The sequence below is a fragment of the Mesorhizobium sp. M0496 genome, from assembly GCF_040321205.1.
Taxonomy (GTDB): Bacteria; Pseudomonadota; Alphaproteobacteria; order Rhizobiales; family Rhizobiaceae; genus Mesorhizobium.
Map to the genome: position 1 here is coordinate 1 of NZ_JAMYRC010000032.1, position 16466 is coordinate 16466.

Here is a 16466-nt window from a genome sequence, read left to right on the forward strand (position 1 = left end):
TTAACGCGCCCCGCGCCACCTTCATACTCCATCTCGTTGCCCGGGGGCGTGGTGTATTTGTGAAAGTCCAACCCTCAACCATATCTCCCGCCGCCCCCCGGCCGGGGGGGGCCGCCGCCGGCTGCTCGTGAACCGCGCCCGGTCTTCTTCGGCTGGCTTCACCGATCTTGCCCCGTTCGGCTTCGCGCCCCTGGCGCGGGGCAGCCTGTCGGCTGCTACTGGCAAGTACCTGGTCGGGTGCAGGCGGGGACGCCCACTCTTAACAACGGCTTCTTCAAGTATCCCCGACAATCGGCTGCTATGCGTTGGATGGTCATCGCATGAAGTTGATCAGAACGTTCCTCCGATTCGGACACCTCCCCACCCAAGGGTTACAAGGCCCCACCCCCCTAATGATCCGGGTCGACTCGCCCGTGCACCGCCGGCGTGGAAAGGGCGCCCGAGGCGCCCTTCATTTCAGATCGGCTGACAGCAGGGCCGCCTTCGCGTTGCGTATCAGAAGCGGTAGGTGACACCTGCGCCTATCAACCACGGATCGAGCGCAGCCTTGCCCGTCAGCTTCGCGCCGTCGACCGTGACGTCGAAGTCTGGCTTAAGGAAAAGCTTCTTCACGTCGAAGTTGACGCCCCAGTGCTGATCCACCATGTAGTCGAATCCGACCTGCAGCGCGGTGCCGAACGTATTCTTAACCTTGAGAGCATCGGCACTGCCGGCACCCTGGTTATAGAAGATTGTGTAGTTCACGCCGGCGCCTACATAGGGCTTGAACGCGCCGAAATTGGTAAAATGATACTGCAATGTGAGCGTAGGCGGCAGCAGCCAAACCTTGCCGATACTGCCCAGCCCGCCGATCGTTCCTCGGCCCTCGATGTTCGCATAGGTGGTGCCGAGTATGAGCTCGGCGGCGATGTTGTCCGTGAAGAAATAGGAGATATCGAGTTCCGGGATCACGGTGTCCGAATAGGAAAGACCGGAGCCTGACACTGCATTGACGTAGCCCGAATCCTCGGTGATGGCCCCCAACCCACGCAGGCGGAGTTGCCAAGGACTTGGCTCTTGCGTGACCGGGGTTCCTGCCCGCGGGACGCTCGCGGCTTGCGCAAGGTCCGCCGCGACGGCCTGCTGTCCTATCACGATGAGGACAACGGCCGCTGTTACGCCCCGCGCCGCTCGCATTTGGTTTCTCGCCATGATACTCTCTTCCTTGCTCTTCAGAATTGTGGACTGACTACGAAAAGTCTTGCTCGAATTGCTTGAGATTGCCGCGGCGCTCATGCGCAGTTTGCGTGGGACCGCGCACACATTATTTGCGCCGTGCTCGCAATCATCGACCCTGTACTCACTTAGAAGTAAGCGGGATAACCAAAGGCCTGCAGCTTTGCAGCCGTCTTACCCGCATGGCCCGGGTGGACGCACGCCCGCTTCGTGGTGGAGAGCAGGATCGGCGGATAGCGGCAAGGTGGTCCCGGCGCCACAGTGCGCGAGGAATTCCGGCATCTTGCCAGAACTTGTAGAGGCACTGACCGCGGCGCTGATCACGGGAACCTTGTCAGGGACGGTCGAGATCGCTGTCAGGGCGTCGTGGTCGCGATCGAACTGTGTTCCACCGAAGTGCCCCAGGGTCCTAGCCGACTGGCTGGCGGCCCAGGCAAGTGTCCGTTCTCTTTCTACATCTTCGAGCCAAAGATAGGGATCATCGTCTGGGGCATTCAGCGTTGGGCGGAAATCGAATACGGTCATGTCCGGATAACGTGAAGAATGATACCGACTGGAAAACAGCCGCAACGTCCTGTCGGCTCGGAAAGGCCCAGTTTTCGCGGCTGCGACCGCATGTTCGGCGAGCTTAATCATGGCATGATTTCTCCTCAGTCCTTGCCGCAGCGCGTTTGCGGATAGCCTCGCACGTGTCGTGCCAAACGAGAAAATCATTTCACAACAATGACATGGCTCTGATTGCGGTGTGTCTCATGTCCGACTTTGTCGAAGACCCGACAACGAGTGCAGCCGTGACCGCCTCATAGAACCTCCGGTGCGAGCTCGGTGGGCACTGCGGAATAAGCAGTGAAGCTCACCGCGAAACTGGCCGAGCTTCGGATCGCATCGGCGACGGGGCGATCGACGATCACTACGTCGCCGGTGTCGGATGCGGCACAGCCTGACGAGCTCCGCGGCGGCGATCATCGAATAACTGCGTTTACGATGGCTCCATCCTGGCCCACCGGTGTGGGCGCGCAAAAGACTGCTTTGCGGCCTCATCCCTCCGCCTGGATTGAGTCGCAGCGACCGAATGGCGCACGTGCTTTGGAACCGGCAGAGTGGTCATAACGCAATTGTCTTCCGGCTATCTTTCCAGAGATTCGACAATCCAGTTGGTGAACGTCCCACATCGCGCAATCATTGATGCGCTTAGGTCAGGGCATGCGCCCATCCGCAACCATCTCATCAAGAGCATCGATCCGAGACACCAACATAGAGAATTGCTTCCCCATGAGAGAGGCCTCGCGGCGGACGTGAGATTGCGTCACTCTTCATGATCGCGGCCTCCGAGGATGTCGGGATCGAGCCAGTGCAACGGCACGATAGGGCGAAGAATCTGGCAGCTCTTGCAACTGCCGACCTCGATGGGAGAAGCCATATCGCGATCTGTCCGGCAGAGACACCAGGTTATGCACTGTCCGTTCATGAAGGCTTCCTGCTGGTCTCCATAAGAGAAGTATTCTGGTGCAGAAGGTGCCCGACTAGCTATTCGGAAAAGACGACAGGGCCGTGCAAATCGGGCGCCGCCGTGAGGCGTCCCTCAATGTCGGATTTCCGACAGGATCGCAAATCCACCATCCATTGTTAAATAAAGCTTTCCTTCTCTGGCACGGCCCATGCATGGGGCTGTGCGAACGCATCTGCGAGACGTCGTCCATGATCATGCGCACCGAAAATGCCGTCGCCGCAGTGAAAACCGCGCTCTCGCCTGCCATCAAGCCGCCGAAGGCCGGCGCGTCTTGGTCCAGGCGGGCGATTGCGCCGGCTTCGAACACCTTAGTGGGCCTGGAAAGCTCCTCGCGTGACGGCGAGGGGGGCATCCAGACGGGCGGAAAAGGACAAACGTCGTTGCCCCACGTCGCCGGCATGACCCGTCGATTGTCACCGCGCTGGAATGCGCGGGTCTACATGCGAGGACCCGAACGCGCAGGACAAATTCTCGCAAGCCCGGTCGGGACTGAGGCTCGAAGTCCGTGAGCGGAGGCTAATGGCTATTGCCGATATTCGCCGCGAACAAGCCGCCTAGTGGGAAGACGCTATAGGAGAAGCAGGTGGAGTTATCTTGCGTTGGGATCGGTGCTGGCCCGTCCAATTTGAGCCTTGCGTGTCAGATACACGAGCAAGTTGGGAAAGGGGCAGTGTTCCTGGATCGGCAGGTCGACTTCCGCTGGCATCCAGGCATCGCATTCGATTCCTCGGAGCTCCAGGTCAGCCACTTCAAGGACCTGGTCACTCTCGTGAACCCGCGATCAGCCTACACTTTCGTAAACTTCCTGCACGAGAACGGGCGTCTGTATCACTTCCTGAACGCACAGTTCGAAGCCGTGCTCAGAGTGGAGTTCGAACAATACCTGAACTGGGTTTTCCACAGGAACCCGCTTGTGCGTGGCGGCGAGACAGTGCGCGAAATCCGCTTTGACGGCGAGTTTCAGGTGCGGACGGATAAGGCGGTTCTCGGCGCCAGAAACGTTGTGGTCGGCATTGGCAAGCAGGCGCAAATTCCGCCTCAATTTCAGGGCTGGATTGGACGCAACCTGTTCCACTCATCGGTTTTACTGCACATCCACCCTGAGGTGCGGAGAAAGCATGTCTGCGTGGTCGGCGGAGGCCAGTCGGGAGCCGAGGTGATGTTGCACCTTGTCGGCCTGCCGAACGAACGGCGGCCTGACTCGATCACTTGGGTCTCGCAGCGCGAAAACTATCTGCCTCTGGACAACAGCCCGTTCACAAACGAGTTGTTCATGCCCTGCTTTTCGGATCGCTTCGCGGCGATGAGCGAGTCGCAGCGTAAGCTGCTCCTGCGGCGTTTCGTGCTTGCTTCGGACGGCATTTCGGAAAGCACGTTGCGCGCGATCTATCAGGCGCTGTACCGCCATGCATTTTTCGAGCCATACCGATGCGACATCACACTGCGGCCGGGCTGCACCGTCTCGCACTGCATCAACGCCGGATCGGGTCACAGGCTGACCCTGCAGCATGGCATGGACGAGGTCGAAGAAGTCACGGCTGACATTGTCATCCTGGCCACCGGTTACGAGAACGCGGTGCCAGACTTCTTGGAACCCATCGCGCACCGGCTGGAGCAGATCGACAATGAATTAGCTATTCGCGAGGATTTTTCGGTGAGCTGGGACGGACCGCGTGGCAGACGCATCTTCGTACAAAACGCGAGCCTCGGGCAGCGCGGTCTGGCCGATCCGAACCTAAGCCTGCTGGCCTGGCGCGCGCGCCGCATCCTCGATAGCCTTCTTGGGCGCGCGCCATGCGCGAACCCCGAGCATCCTGGCTTCATCAGCCATACCTCGATCGAGAGCCGGCCCGACCCCGCAGCCGAAGAAATGGGCAGCGGGATATGAGTCGTAGACTTTTGATTATCGGCGGTAGCATCCTAGGAATGATGTCCGCCTCCGCTGCGGCGAAGGCCGGAGGCTTCTCCGAAATCATCGTGACCGAAAAAGCCCTTGGACCAAGCGGCGCATCGCCTTATTCTGGGGGTGTGCATTTCCCCTACGGTTGTCAAGACCGTACTAGGTCGCTCACTCGGAAGAGAGCCGTGGCCATGGCGGCCATGGCTGGGTCGGCGGTCAGCGGATGGTGCTGGCCTTTAGCGATGCGTGTCGTGGTTGAACCGGGTGAAGCGACTGATCCGGCTCAGTTTACGGAACCCCTGGACCGGGCTGAGCCTGACATAGGCAGTCTCGCGCCGAGCTTCTGCGGACAATATCCGCCGGAGTGGAACGCACTTAGCATCGCCTCCCTCATCACGTGAGTCCGTCTCCGTGGACCCGCAACTTGATCAGCGCCCGACTGCCCTAATTGGCATGTCCAACCAAACCTTTCGAACAGGAGGCTTTTCGCATGTTGACTGATGCACAAAGAGAAAAGTGGCAGAAGGACGGATACGTCAGGCTCGAAAGGTTCTTCGATCCAGCGGCTCAGGAAGATATCTCTACCTTTGTCGAAGATATGTCACGCTGGGCCGTCAGCGATGATAAATGGCTCATGTGGTTCGAGAAGACGACGGACAATCGAAAGATCACCTCCAAGATGGAGAATTTTCTCGACTTCCATGATCCATTGCGTCGTTTGCTCTTAGAAGATCAGCGCATAAAGTCAGCGGTCGAGGAGTTGCTTGGCGAAGCTTCGCGTAGGCTCAAGGAGTTGCTGATTTTCCACTATCCCGACAGCGGCGGCTATCTCCCGCATCAGGACATTTATCACATTCCACACAAACTCCCGGATCGGATGGTCCATGCGGTGGTTGCGATAGGCATCGACGACTCCGACGAGGAAAACGGCGGGCTTTTTTTCAGCCCCGGCAACCACAAGAAGGGGGTGTTTCCCATGGATGCCGGTGGGGTGATCGACCCTCAAGTTGCCGAAAAGTTCTCCTGGGAACCCGTAGTATGGAAGTCTGGCGACATCTTCATCTTCGACGATTACGCACCGCACTACTCACGACCGAACAAAAGCAATCGTTCTCGGCGGACACTCTACTTGGTGTTCCAGCGTGCTTCAACCGGCGGGCCGACCCGCGCTGAATATAACGTGCTTAAGCGCGCCCTTAACCCGCCCGAGGGCAAAGTGGCCGATCTCGACAATCTCAAGCCCCCAAATGGCATCTTCTATCGCGATTGAGCTCACGCAGCCAGGCGGAGGCATGCACGCGAAGCTGATCGACCGCTCAAAAATGCGCGGACGGTATGGACGTCTGAATTGCGGGCTCGCGGAGCATCGACCGCAGCCCGTTACGACGCTTTGGCACGCGGATTGCGGAGGTGGTCGCAGGCGGTCTTCTGTGCGCCTACAGCCCGACTAGTGCCCCCCTTGGTTGCCCGCTTGCCGGTCCAGAGCTGCACTATCCTGGCCGGGCCGCCAACGGGTCGGGCTGCCGTTTCTCTCCACGAATTGCACGGGAGGCTGTTGCTTTGGCAGCCGAAGGTCCCACTGCTTCAACAGCTTAGGTTGGTTGTCATGCGCAAATACACGTTTTCTCGAACGGAACTGTCGCGGGCGTTTGGTATCGACACGGCCACGCTTGGAACGGGCAGCACTCGCACGGGGTTTTCATTCGGAAAGGTTGGACCCGGCGTCACATCCGAGCCCCATCGGCACGACGAAATCGAGGCGTTCGTGATCCTGTCAGGATCGGGCAATGTCACCACCGACCGGGGGGAAATCTCGGTTGAGGCGGGCGATGTCGTTCTGTTCCACCCTTTTGAAGCGCATGTGCTGCGCAATGACGGAAACAAAGACCTGGATTTCGTCGCTGTCTACTGGCGAGACGGCGAGGCCGCCCTTGATGCCGCTGCAAAGACCACGGCTCCACGCGGCCCAATCTTCGTCTTCTCCACGCCGCCAACGCCAAATGGCGATCTGCATCTGGGGCATCTTTCTGGCCCGTATTTCGGCGCTGATGTCTACACTCGTTTCCTGCGCATGAAAGGAGTCGAGGCCTATCACTTGACCGGAAGCGACGATTACCAGAGCTACGTCGCGACACGCGCCGATGCCGATCAATCGACGCCTGCAAACGTGGCGCGCTACTACGCCGACGAGATTCGCGCCACGCTTGCACTTCTCGATTGTGAGGTCCACAGCTTCCAAGCCACGATGGGCGATGACGGTTATGGCGAGTTTCAAACCGCCTGTTTCCGCAGTCTTCTGAGCAGCACGGCGATAGATCTACGCCAGAGCCCTGCGCTTTTCGATGCCGTGACAAGCCGTTATCTTTACGAGCCGGATGTTAGCGGCCTCTGCCCCGATTGCGGCGGCTCCGCCGGAGGCAACATCTGCGAGGAATGCGGCGCCCCAAACCTTTGCCACGACTTGGGTGCAGCCCGGTCACGGCAGTCTGCCGAGGCGCCGCTGGTCGGCTCCGTCCGCCGCCCGGAACTTGCCTTGGACCGATGCTACGACAATATCGACCGGCATCTAAGGGCGTCTGGGGTCCCGCTACGGATCTTGGATCTCTTCGCACGCGTACGCCGACGCGGGAAATTTTCAGTGCCCATTACCCACCCCTCGGACTGGGGCCTGCCGGCGGAAGGGTTCCCGGGGCAAGTGATCTGGGTCTGGCCGGAGATGGCCTTCGGTTTTCTTTACAACATCCAGGCGCTCGGCCGCTCGCTGGGTCGCGACTGGAAGGCGGAGGTGCCCGGCAGCGATTGGCAGATTGTCCATTTCTTCGGCTTCGACAATTCCTTCTACCACGCGCTACTCTACCCCGCTCTTTACGCCGAGGTCTTCTCCCACTGGACGCCGCGAATCCACTATCACGTCAACGAGTTCTACCTGCTCGACGGCAAGAAGTTCTCAACCAGCTGCCGCCATGCGGTCTGGGGCAAGGACGTTCTGAGCCCAAAGACAGTCGACGTCGTGCGCCTCCATTTGGGCCTGACACGCCCGGAAGGGGAGCGGACGGATTTCACGTTGGACGGGCTGCGCCGCACCGACAACGAGGTATTCCAAGGTATCTGGGTGAACTGGCTTGATGCGTTGAACCAGGAAATCAAGCAGGATTTTGCTGGCCGTGTACCCGATGCAGGCGACTGGAGCCCGGTGGACCGCGCCTTTTTTGCTCGGATAGAGATCTATCGCGCGGCGATGGAGCGCGCCTATTCGGACGAAGGCTTCTCGGTCCGGCGCGCGGCCACTCAGGTCTGCGAATTCGTGCGCGATTGCGTGATGTACCGTGGGGCGCGAGACTATGCGGCGGCGCGACGTTTTTATCCCGCCCGAAATCGGACTTCGCTGGCCCTTCAGACGACGGCCGCTGCGATCCTGGCACCGACGCTCGCTCCGCTGATGCCCCGCTTCGCCAAAACGCTGGCGCGAGGCATCGATGGCGTCTCAACCGAAACATGGCCCCGGTCCGTCCAGCGCCTTGCGCCTTGGACGCGCTTTGATCTCGGACCCGTGTTGGTGTTCTACGCCAAATCCGGCAATCCTCATCTCGATGAGGAGGAAGCACTATGAGCCCAAAGGTGCACCAGTGAGCTACCCTAATCTCGCCAGATCTGCGCGGCAATCAAAGCCGATGATGCCAAATATCTTTACTCGCTGTCACTGGCGACCGAAGCCGCTATCAAAGGGTATCAGATTGGCGGACCTGAACCAACGCATCGTCGATACCCTGCCCCGGCCTTCGAGGGCCGCTCGGCCGATCTCTTCCCAACCCTTGCTGTTCGTGCGGCAAATGCCGTGTGGGCTCGACTGCGCTGACCAACCTCTTCGGCATTGGGATTTCCGTCCTCCGGTCGGTCAAGGCTGTCATGCGGTTCGATCCGCTTGGTCAACCTGGCGCCCTGGATCGTGCGCCGATCACCAATGCGAATGCCTGCCTGATGATATCTTCGGTTCTGTCCGAGCCTGTACCGGCGCGGCCGTCGGCCGAAGAACAACTGAGCTACTGACAATTGGAATATGGCAGCTCAAATTCAGCCCACGAAAACGGATATTGCTCACAACCAGCGTTCACGATAGCTATGGTGCACAAGCTTCCAACCATACCCGCGCAACGACAGCCCGTCGCCTGTAGATAGTCGGCGAGGGCCACTAGTCGCAAGCGTATCCTCCTAGGTTGCGCGCCGTCTTCGCCGACATGCAGGCGCTTGTCTCGTCGAGAGGCGCTCCTCAGGATTGCGTGTTGCTCGGGTACGGAGCCGCCCCTCAGCTCCCGATCGATCCTACAATTCACATATTTGGAGATCGCTCGCTAGGTTACACCGTCTGTGAACCCTTCAAGCCGATGCTTCAGATGCCGCCCATGCAGAGATATTTCATTTCGAGGTAGTCCTCGAGGCCATGGCGGGATCCCTCCCGCCCGATCCCGGACTGTTTTATCCCACCGAACGGCGCCGCTTCCGAAGACATCCGGCCGGTATTTGCCCCGACCATTCCATATTCCAAGGCCTCGGCGACACGCCAGACACGCTTCAGGTTGGAGGCATAAAAATAGGCCGCGAGCCCGTAGATTGTTTCATTGGCATCACGCAGGACCTGATCCGCATCTTGGAAGTGAATAATCGGTGCGAGCGGCCCGAATGTCTCTTCTTGCTCGACGGTCATCTCGCTGGTGACACCGGTCAGGACCGTTGGTTGGAAAAACGTGCCATTCGTGCCGACGCGTTTGCCCCCGCATCGAATTGCGCCGCCTTTAGCTACGGCATCGGCAATATGGGATTCAATCTTGGCCAAAGCCTGCTTGTCGATGAGAGGCCCGATGTCCACTCCGGGAGCGAAACCGTCACCAACTTGAAGTTGGCGAGCCCGTTCCACGAATTTCACTTCGCCTGGATCGCACCGTCAACCGCGGCATCGATATCGGCATCATCGAAGACGAAGGGTGCATTGCCGCCGAGCTCTAGGCTGACTTTTTTGATCTGGTCCGAGCACTGGCGCATGAGTAAGCGCCCGATCTCAGTAGACCGGTGAAGCTGATCTTGCGGACCTTGGGATTTGTGCAAAGTTCGCCGCCGACCGCGTCACCTTCGGACGCATAGATCAGGTTGACAACGCCTTCGGGGAAGCCTGCCTGATGGGCGAGGGCGAACATTGCTCCAGCCACGAGCGGCGCCTGTTCAGCGGGCTTGAGGACAATCGTGCAGCCCGCCGCCAAGGCTGGCGAGATTTTGCGCGCCACCATCGAGGCAGGGAAATTCCATGGGGTTATCGTGCCGACCACCCCGATGGGCTGCTTGATCACCAGCATTCGGCGGTCCGTCGATGGTGCGGAGATCGTCTCGCCATAGACGCGATTTGCCTCCTCGGCGTACCATTGCAGATACGCCGCAGCATGCGATATCTCCGATTTGGCCTCGGCAAGCGGGCTTGCCCATCTCCGCGGTCAGAATTGCTGCGAGATCGTCGGTGTGGTCGATGATCAACTCATGCCATCGCCATAGAACATCGCTGCGCTCACGTGCGGTAAACCCTGCCCATCCAGGCTGCGCGACATAGGCCTTCTCGATTACAGCGCATGTCTCTTCGACTCCCATGTCAGGTAGTTCTGCCAGCACTTCGCCGGTCGACGGGTTGAGGACCTCGAATGTCCGCTCTCTAATCCGCGTGCCAAGTGCCGGCAGGCGATCGATGGGTCCAAACAGGTCAGGGGATCTCAGGTGACCGATCATCGGCGGGCACAGGGCAATCGGTTTCCTCCTCAACGCCAGGCGTATATAGCAGGTTCGGTGTGTAGTCCGGACGTCCAAGCTCCTCATAGGACCTCGGCCAGACAGCTAGCAGACCACGGTTGCCAACTGGAAAGGGAGAATACCTGAATTCGCTAGAAGATGAGTGGCGGTTCTACTAGCCGGGCTCGACCGGCGGTTGCGCGCGGGCAGGTGCGGCCCGCGCACAACCCTGCCAAAGGTCTTCGCGGCCAGCGCCTGGTTCTACGTGCCGGCCACCGCGTCGTTCGGTCGGAAATATTTGTTGTAGATCGTGAATGCGTCGGTGCCGTTCAGCGTTTCCATCTCCTGCATCCAGCCGTTTGACCGGGATGCGGTAGGGCTGATTCGGCCGCAATGTCGTGTTGACCTCCTCGTCCAGCAGACCTGCGGGTTCGTCTCTCTGCGCCAACGGCGCTCCTCCAGGATCACATTTCGCTCGGCCTTGATATCATCCTCGTTGAGGATGAGGTTGAACATGCGATCGGCCTCGAAGCCCATCATCTCGCCCAAAACGAGTCATAGGCGGTGAGGGCGTTATTGTAGCCGCCGCTGACTGAGACCGCTCGGTCGAACTCGCTGTCGGCGCGGTTGGTGGTCGCCTTGAAGATCAGACGCTCGAGGAAATGGGCAAGTCCGGATTTGCCGGGTGCTCGTCGGCGCTGCCGACCTTGTACCAGACCATATGAGTGACGATTGGCGCGCGGTGATCGGGGATGTCGACCCATGCCATTGCCGAGCAGGAAATCCGCGATCTTGCCGCTGTCGGTGGCGGCCAGAGCCGGAGAGCGGTCGTCACCAGGGCCAGGGCGGTGGCAGTGAACGCCTTGCGCAGCCAGGGCGCGATCGATGGCTGCGTTTGGCAAGGCAAAGGGTTCGAGGCAAAAGTGATTTGTTCCTCATTTTAATGAACGCGCTGCGTCTTCGCCTCCGCGTAGGAGGATCGGCGGGCAGCGCCGAGCCAGATGAATCATGGGCCAGGCCTTGCTCGAGCCCCATCTTCGGCTGGACCCCGGAGACCTGCGGCGGTGTTCTTGGGGAGGTGGCCATTGGAGGGATTTTCCTTGGTCCGCGACGTCTCGCGGACGACCAGGCATGCACCGTGCCAGATCAGAAAACTATTGGAGGCTGTCGACAATCGGGCTCTGCCATGTTGCGCATCCGACATTGTGGGCGATCGAACAGGGCTGAAGGCGACGCGAGCACGGCTGAGAATATCTTCTTCCTTCGGAAGGCGATTAGGCGCGCTGCCGGAGAGGGGTACAGGATGCGCTTCGAAGGCCGCTGCACCGACGGTCAGAATTGAAATGTTGTCGCTCCAGCGGACCGATGTTCTCGACAGTCAGACCGGGCGGTGCTGAATGGTTGAGGCGTGAGCAGCGTAGCTAAGTGGGCGCGGAGCCAGCTCGCGCGCGAAGACGGACCTGAATAAAAAAACGGCGAGTGGCGACATTCGCGAGGTGCTGGAAAACGAGGTCGTAGGACTGGGCGGGAAAAACGATGCCGTTGCTCTCTTCTGGCGTGATGGCCTGCCGCGAGGCCGTTGAACGTGATGAGTTGCTGCGGGAAAGGGGAGTGCTTTCGCGGACCTTGGTCAACGTAAGAAACAAACGTCGAGCTCGCCTTGGATGGGGGCATGCCGCACATTTGCCGCTGCAGGACAGCAGCACGGAAGCTGTCCGCGCTAGCCGTCGTCCCTGGGCACCAAACAGCAATTTAGCGGTCGCGATTGATTTGATGTGCGTAAAATACCGCCTGGTGCGTTCGGCTGCAAATGCATGCCTGGCGGAGTTGTCGCTTAGGTCAAGAGCATCGCGTGAGTAACAGCCTGACCTTGCTCAATCTGATGCGCGCTAACCGCCTCGCCGGATTGTGGAACTGCTCGCGGGTGGCTTCTACCACAAACAGCAAGGTCATGAAATCAAGCAGAAAGTCGTCAATCGCTTGGGCGATTGTTTCTGACTTGCCCTTGAACTGGTCCAGCAAAACGCGCGCGCTATCGATCGCTTCCACGCTGGTCGCATCGATCAACCCCTCGACCCTCTTGAAACAATCCAACTCGAAACTCCTTAAGGCGCTCCCGAGGTGTTATGCACGAAGGCAGATCCGTGAACTACCCGGCCTTTGACCTGGCGGCACGAGCAGCGGTCGGCCTTACGTCCCACGCCTCCAAACACGAGCCATCGACGTGGCGCTGAGGAGCGTTGGAAGAAATCGGGCGCTTCCGGCCATGCTCGAGCGGTAGTGTAGGACAGTGCTTGCTGGCGGCTACGCTACAATGGAGTGCGCCAGCTGATCGGGGCTTAACAATTTTTCGCTTTTTGCTGCGCCCAACTCTCGGCTATGACTCGGACAGGCCTAATGGCCTGCCCACGTTGCATTGTAAAAGAAGGAACAAGTATATGCCGACTGGAACGGTAAAGTGGTTCAACAGCACCAAGGGGTTTGGATTTATCCAGCCCGACAATGGCGGTCCGGATGTTTTCGTCCACATTTCCGCTGTCGAACGCGCGGGCCTCTCGACCCTCGCTGACGGCCAGAAGATCAACTATGAGATCGAGCAGGATCGCCGCACCGGCAAGTCCTCCGCTGGCAGCCTCAGCAAAGCTGGTTGAAATTTTCTCCTGCGTCCTTGCAAGAGTAGGCACGTAGGTCCGGAGGTCCTCACGGCCGCTCGATAGGAGCGAGCAAAAACTGAGGGCAGCAGATTGCTGTAGGCGTCGCGAATTCCTCATGAAACAAAGTTGTTTGAAAGGAAGGCGGGGTTGGCCCCGCCTTTTTATATGACGCGCAGATTAAGCCGATGGCTGCAACGCTCCAGAACGAATCTGGATTGCCGAAATCAAGCCGCGACCTTCTTGCGGGTTCGCTTCGTCGGTGCAGGCTCCGGCGCTTCGGGCGCCTTCGGTTTGCGGCCGAGCCCCATCGTCTTGGCCAATGACGAGCGCGCCGCGGCGTAGTTCGGCGCGACCATGGGATAATCCGCGGGCAGGCCCCATTTGGCCCGATATCCATCCGGCGTCAGCCCATAGTGGGTCGACAGATGGCGCTTTAGCGATTTGAATTTCCTCCCGTCCTCAAGGGAGATGATGTAGTCCGGTGTCACCGATTTCCTGATCGGGACTGCAGGCGTAAGGGCAACCGGCTCTTGCGCAGAGACACCTCCGGCCGTCGCTCTCAGAGCCGCATGCACTTGGCCGATGAGGGCAGGGAGATCCCCCACCGGGATCGGATTGTTGGAGACGTAGGCCGACACGACATCGGCGGCAAGCTCAATGAGGGTGTCGACGTTTTTTCCGGCTTCTTCTGTCATGAAACTCTCCAGGCGGTGAAACATAGTCAGCGAAGCGTCGCTTCATAGGGCCGGTTGCCGCTGAAAGCAACAATGTCTCGACAGCGTTATTGCCAATGCTCGTCCAGAAGCGACATCGATGCGCCATATTTCCCGTCGTGACCGCTGAGCCACTCGTTGTTGGCGACCCTGCCGTGGTGCGTGGCGCGTCCCGGCTGTAACTTTGCGCCGAAGTTGCTAGTAGTCGAAGCTAAGCGCGCTATTTGTGTCCCGCTTTACTTCTTTGGACTGTGAAATCGAGGGATCGTGATCGCTTGCTGGTGGGCGTCAGGACGATGGACGTTCATTGGCAATGGCCAAATGTAAGTTCATCGCCCGGCGAGCCGCTCTTCCAAGGGGCTGGGAACCGCCGCTGGTAACCAAGGACATCAATGTATTTCGAGGCGTTTCTTTGCCGGTCCTCGAGAGACGGCAATCGCTGCCGACGACACCTGTTCCACGATTAACAGCGCGGCGACACGGGCAGCTTCTCGAATCTGGAGCGGCTTCTCGCAAGCTGGCGCCGTGCCGAGAGGCCGGGCAAGGACAGTGCGTCGCCTGCTTAAATCATACGCGTCAACCTGCCAGCGACGCTGTCCCATACGGAATCCCGCGACCGGCCGTGTGATCTCGCCGGTAGTCGCCCCGGCCCTCTGCACGAAGCCTCGGGATGTGCTGACGATCAACCAGGCCAAAAAGGTCGACGTCCTGAAGCAGGGGTCACATGAGTTTGCCACTATGCGCAGGCTTGCCATGCGCTTCCGCGGCATTTTGCGGGGCCTGTGAATTCGGCAAGCTCGACACTTCGATCGACGTGGCGTCAACTCCAGGCTCGTCGCCATCACGCGTTTCGGTCTGGTCCTACGCCGTGACGTTGACGCCGTTCGCGATGCCATTGAACTACCGCGGAGCAACGGCCAGGCGAAAGGGCTGATCAACCGCCTGAAGACGATTAAACGTACGATGTAGGCAGAGCGGGCTGCGAACTCCTTAGGGCACGCATGCCGCCACTCAGCCGGCCTGATCACCGCACAAAGCGAGGAAGAACCTGGTCAAGTGCAAAGCGACAATTGCCTCGACAGCGGGTCCCGGAAGGTTTATGCTGCCCAACGTTACCGCAATCCGGAATGGCCATTGAGTACCTTCACGAGTGAGGGAGTGGAACTGCTTTGTCGGCCAAATTGTTGACGGAACGCCCGGCGCCCATTGTTGCTACATGTCTAGATTCTTGGGGCGTTTTGGATGATGCAATCCACCATCTCACTCCAAAGGGCAGTGGAATCTGGAACAATGTCGCTTTTGTTCGCACGACATCCTTCGTGCCCGATTGGCATATCGTCTTTAACTCTGCTTCTCTTTTTGGGCTCCCTGTTGATATCGAGGCGAGCCCAAACAGGACAATTTTTGCAATCGGCGAACCGCCGACGAAAGCTCATCGCGCGTTTCATGAAGGGCAGGGGAAAAATACTATCGTCCTGACGTGTGACGCAGAGCTGGCTGCTCGGCAGAATGCAGCGCGCCGATTCGTTTTGTCTCCACCTATCACTCGGTCTTGGTCTGTAAACAAGACATATGACCAACTTCTGGTCAGCGAAGTCGTGGATAAGCCGCTTCGGCTCTCATGGATTACCAGTGACATCGCCCTGCTTAAAGGACATCGATATCGGCTGGCGTTTCTGGAGCGGCTGAGAAAGGAGGTCGATTTTGACCTGTTCGGCCGAGGTTTTCGGCTGATTGGAGATAAATGGAACGCACTCGCACCCTACCGTTACAGTATAGCGTTCGAGAATACTCGTGCTGATTACTATTTTACAGAGAAGCTTATGGACTGCTTCGTTGCTGAAACAATGCCGATCTATTACGGCAGCCCGGCAATCACGAGGTTCTTCCCTTCGGACTCTATGGTTCTGATTGACCCAGAGGACAAGAACGTAATCCCAAAAATTCAAGAAATCATCGACTCGGACCTCTGGAAGGAACGTCGCGGCGCAATAAGAGAGGCGAAGCGGTTGGTGCTCGAGAAATACAATACGTTTGCTTATCTCGCGGGCTTCATCGAAAGCGTTCAGGATAAACCCTTACCGCCGGAAATTATACACATCGATTCGCCTGAAGTCGATTTTGCAATGGACGAATGAAGTACTCCAACGCTCGCTTCGCGTGCCCGGCGGTTGGTGGTCTGGCGAGATCGGTACGGAACGCTCGGCGGAGAATGTCTGCTGCGCAGACGGCCGGCACGGGCGCACGAGGTCATGCGCCCCCGGCTGCCGCTGATCAGACGAACTGGGGAAGGCCAGGAACGGAATTGAGGACCTCGTCCACGAGTTCGTCGCCGGCATGTTCCTTGGCGCAGGCGATCGTCTCGTTGGCGAGGCCGGCGATCTTTGCCATGCTGAGACCCTCACTCATCAATTGCTGGCCGAGCCCCATAAGGCCGCCACCCTCTGGGTCGTCGCCATGATACTTCGCTACTAATTCCGAAGCTCCCGGAATGGCCTCGATCATGCGCGCAACGGGACCGTCGGCCGCGTGGCTTTGCAGGAAACCCAGCATTAACCCAACGCCCTTCTCTGCGAGAGCCGGGCCGATGCCGGCACCAGTGGCGATGCGCGGTAAGAATTCTTCCATGCAGGGTCTCTCTCTCTTTGATAAGGTTTACACGGGGCCGGTCCGGCGCCCAGCGCCCTTGGCCGAACCACAATTGAACT

General features: G+C 59.0%; 15 protein-coding genes and 3 pseudogenes. 8 read left to right on the forward strand and 10 right to left on the reverse strand.

What is annotated here, in order from left to right; genetic code table 11:
• Positions 1-495: 495 nt before the first annotated feature.
• Complete coding sequence (locus NKI73_RS23555) at positions 496-1176, reverse strand: OmpW/AlkL family protein (protein ID WP_280790481.1); 681 nt, start codon at positions 1174-1176, stop codon at positions 496-498.
• A gap of 213 nt (positions 1177-1389) precedes the next feature.
• Positions 1390-1851: a hypothetical protein gene (locus NKI73_RS23560; protein WP_023783313.1), complete on the reverse strand. Its 462-nt coding sequence runs from the start codon at positions 1849-1851 to the stop codon at positions 1390-1392.
• A gap of 1062 nt (positions 1852-2913) precedes the next feature.
• Here NKI73_RS23560 and NKI73_RS23565 point away from each other — a divergent pair.
• The 5 genes from NKI73_RS23565 to NKI73_RS23585 all read left to right on the forward strand — a co-directional run bounded on the left by NKI73_RS23565 (position 2914) and on the right by NKI73_RS23585 (position 8672).
• Positions 2914-3234: a hypothetical protein gene (locus NKI73_RS23565; RefSeq protein WP_156939513.1), complete on the forward strand. Its 321-nt coding sequence runs from the start codon at positions 2914-2916 to the stop codon at positions 3232-3234.
• Positions 3235-3308: 74 nt separating this feature from the next.
• The gene (locus NKI73_RS23570) at positions 3309-4613 is read left to right on the forward strand and encodes a lysine N(6)-hydroxylase/L-ornithine N(5)-oxygenase family protein (protein ID WP_352633200.1); all 1305 of its coding nucleotides are present in this window, start codon (positions 3309-3311) and stop codon (positions 4611-4613) included.
• Between the two features lie 502 nt (positions 4614-5115).
• Positions 5116-5895: a phytanoyl-CoA dioxygenase family protein gene (locus NKI73_RS23575; protein WP_023783316.1), complete on the forward strand. Its 780-nt coding sequence runs from the start codon at positions 5116-5118 to the stop codon at positions 5893-5895.
• Between the two features lie 336 nt (positions 5896-6231).
• Positions 6232-8235, forward strand: a complete 2004-nt coding sequence (locus NKI73_RS23580) for a class I tRNA ligase family protein (RefSeq protein ID WP_023783317.1) — start codon at positions 6232-6234, stop codon at positions 8233-8235.
• A 227-nt stretch (positions 8236-8462) separates the two neighbouring features.
• A complete protein-coding gene (locus NKI73_RS23585) occupies positions 8463-8672 on the forward strand; it encodes a hypothetical protein (RefSeq protein WP_023783318.1) in 210 nt (69 codons plus the stop codon).
• A gap of 340 nt (positions 8673-9012) precedes the next feature.
• Here the strand turns inward: NKI73_RS23585 and NKI73_RS23590 are convergent, their stop codons facing one another.
• The 6 genes and pseudogenes from NKI73_RS23590 to NKI73_RS23610 all read right to left on the reverse strand — a co-directional run bounded on the left by NKI73_RS23590 (position 9013) and on the right by NKI73_RS23610 (position 12485).
• Entirely contained in the window at positions 9013-9546 is a 534-nt protein-coding gene (locus NKI73_RS23590; protein ID WP_352633201.1) for an aldehyde dehydrogenase family protein, read from the reverse strand.
• Positions 9543-10063 (reverse strand): annotated as a pseudogene (locus NKI73_RS23595) (aldehyde dehydrogenase family protein). The gene NKI73_RS23590 and the pseudogene NKI73_RS23595 overlap by 4 nt, the downstream one beginning before the upstream one ends.
• A gap of 73 nt (positions 10064-10136) precedes the next feature.
• Positions 10137-10478: pseudogene (locus NKI73_RS23600) on the reverse strand (aldehyde dehydrogenase family protein); the annotation flags it as partial.
• A gap of 174 nt (positions 10479-10652) precedes the next feature.
• Positions 10653-10907 (reverse strand): hypothetical protein, encoded by a 255-nt coding sequence (locus NKI73_RS33705; protein WP_502909597.1) that lies wholly within the window; start codon positions 10905-10907, stop codon positions 10653-10655.
• A 20-nt stretch (positions 10908-10927) separates the two neighbouring features.
• The gene (locus NKI73_RS33710) at positions 10928-11293 is read right to left on the reverse strand and encodes an insulinase family protein (RefSeq protein WP_023783323.1); all 366 of its coding nucleotides are present in this window, start codon (positions 11291-11293) and stop codon (positions 10928-10930) included.
• Between the two features lie 937 nt (positions 11294-12230).
• Positions 12231-12485 (reverse strand): hypothetical protein, encoded by a 255-nt coding sequence (locus tag NKI73_RS23610; RefSeq protein ID WP_023671853.1) that lies wholly within the window; start codon positions 12483-12485, stop codon positions 12231-12233.
• Positions 12486-12829: 344 nt separating this feature from the next.
• Between NKI73_RS23610 and NKI73_RS23615 the strand changes: the two genes are divergently transcribed.
• Complete coding sequence (locus tag NKI73_RS23615; RefSeq protein WP_023679670.1) at positions 12830-13042, forward strand: cold-shock protein; 213 nt, start codon at positions 12830-12832, stop codon at positions 13040-13042.
• A gap of 227 nt (positions 13043-13269) precedes the next feature.
• On the opposite strand, the gene NKI73_RS23620 is transcribed toward NKI73_RS23615, so the two are convergent.
• Complete coding sequence (locus tag NKI73_RS23620; RefSeq protein WP_023812675.1) at positions 13270-13740, reverse strand: Ros/MucR family transcriptional regulator; 471 nt, start codon at positions 13738-13740, stop codon at positions 13270-13272.
• Positions 13741-14138: 398 nt separating this feature from the next.
• Here NKI73_RS23620 and NKI73_RS23625 point away from each other — a divergent pair.
• Both NKI73_RS23625 and NKI73_RS23630 read left to right on the forward strand, forming a co-directional pair.
• Positions 14139-14768: pseudogene (locus tag NKI73_RS23625) on the forward strand (transposase); the annotation flags it as partial.
• 159 nt (positions 14769-14927) lie between these two features.
• Positions 14928-15896: a glycosyltransferase family 10 domain-containing protein gene (locus NKI73_RS23630; protein ID WP_352633202.1), complete on the forward strand. Its 969-nt coding sequence runs from the start codon at positions 14928-14930 to the stop codon at positions 15894-15896.
• Positions 15897-16032: 136 nt separating this feature from the next.
• Here the strand turns inward: NKI73_RS23630 and NKI73_RS23635 are convergent, their stop codons facing one another.
• Entirely contained in the window at positions 16033-16386 is a 354-nt protein-coding gene (locus NKI73_RS23635; RefSeq protein ID WP_023737108.1) for a hypothetical protein, read from the reverse strand.
• Between the last annotated feature and the right edge of the window lie 80 nt (positions 16387-16466).

Excerpts from the sequence above, each read along its gene's own strand:
- NKI73_RS23555 (WP_280790481.1), bottom strand. The coding sequence starts at position 1,176 with ATGCGAGCGGCGCGGGGCGTAACAGCGGCCGTTGTCCTCATCGTGATA.
- NKI73_RS23560 (WP_023783313.1), bottom strand. The coding sequence starts at position 1,851 with ATGATTAAGCTCGCCGAACATGCGGTCGCAGCCGCGAAAACTGGGCCT.
- NKI73_RS23565 (WP_156939513.1), top strand. The coding sequence starts at position 2,914 with ATGATCATGCGCACCGAAAATGCCGTCGCCGCAGTGAAAACCGCGCTC.
- NKI73_RS23575 (WP_023783316.1), top strand. The coding sequence starts at position 5,116 with ATGTTGACTGATGCACAAAGAGAAAAGTGGCAGAAGGACGGATACGTC.
- NKI73_RS23580 (WP_023783317.1), top strand. The coding sequence starts at position 6,232 with ATGCGCAAATACACGTTTTCTCGAACGGAACTGTCGCGGGCGTTTGGT.
- NKI73_RS33705 (WP_502909597.1), bottom strand. The coding sequence starts at position 10,907 with ATGTTCAACCTCATCCTCAACGAGGATGATATCAAGGCCGAGCGAAAT.
- NKI73_RS23615 (WP_023679670.1), top strand. The coding sequence starts at position 12,830 with ATGCCGACTGGAACGGTAAAGTGGTTCAACAGCACCAAGGGGTTTGGA.
- NKI73_RS23620 (WP_023812675.1), bottom strand. The coding sequence starts at position 13,740 with ATGACAGAAGAAGCCGGAAAAAACGTCGACACCCTCATTGAGCTTGCC.
- NKI73_RS23635 (WP_023737108.1), bottom strand. The coding sequence starts at position 16,386 with ATGGAAGAATTCTTACCGCGCATCGCCACTGGTGCCGGCATCGGCCCG.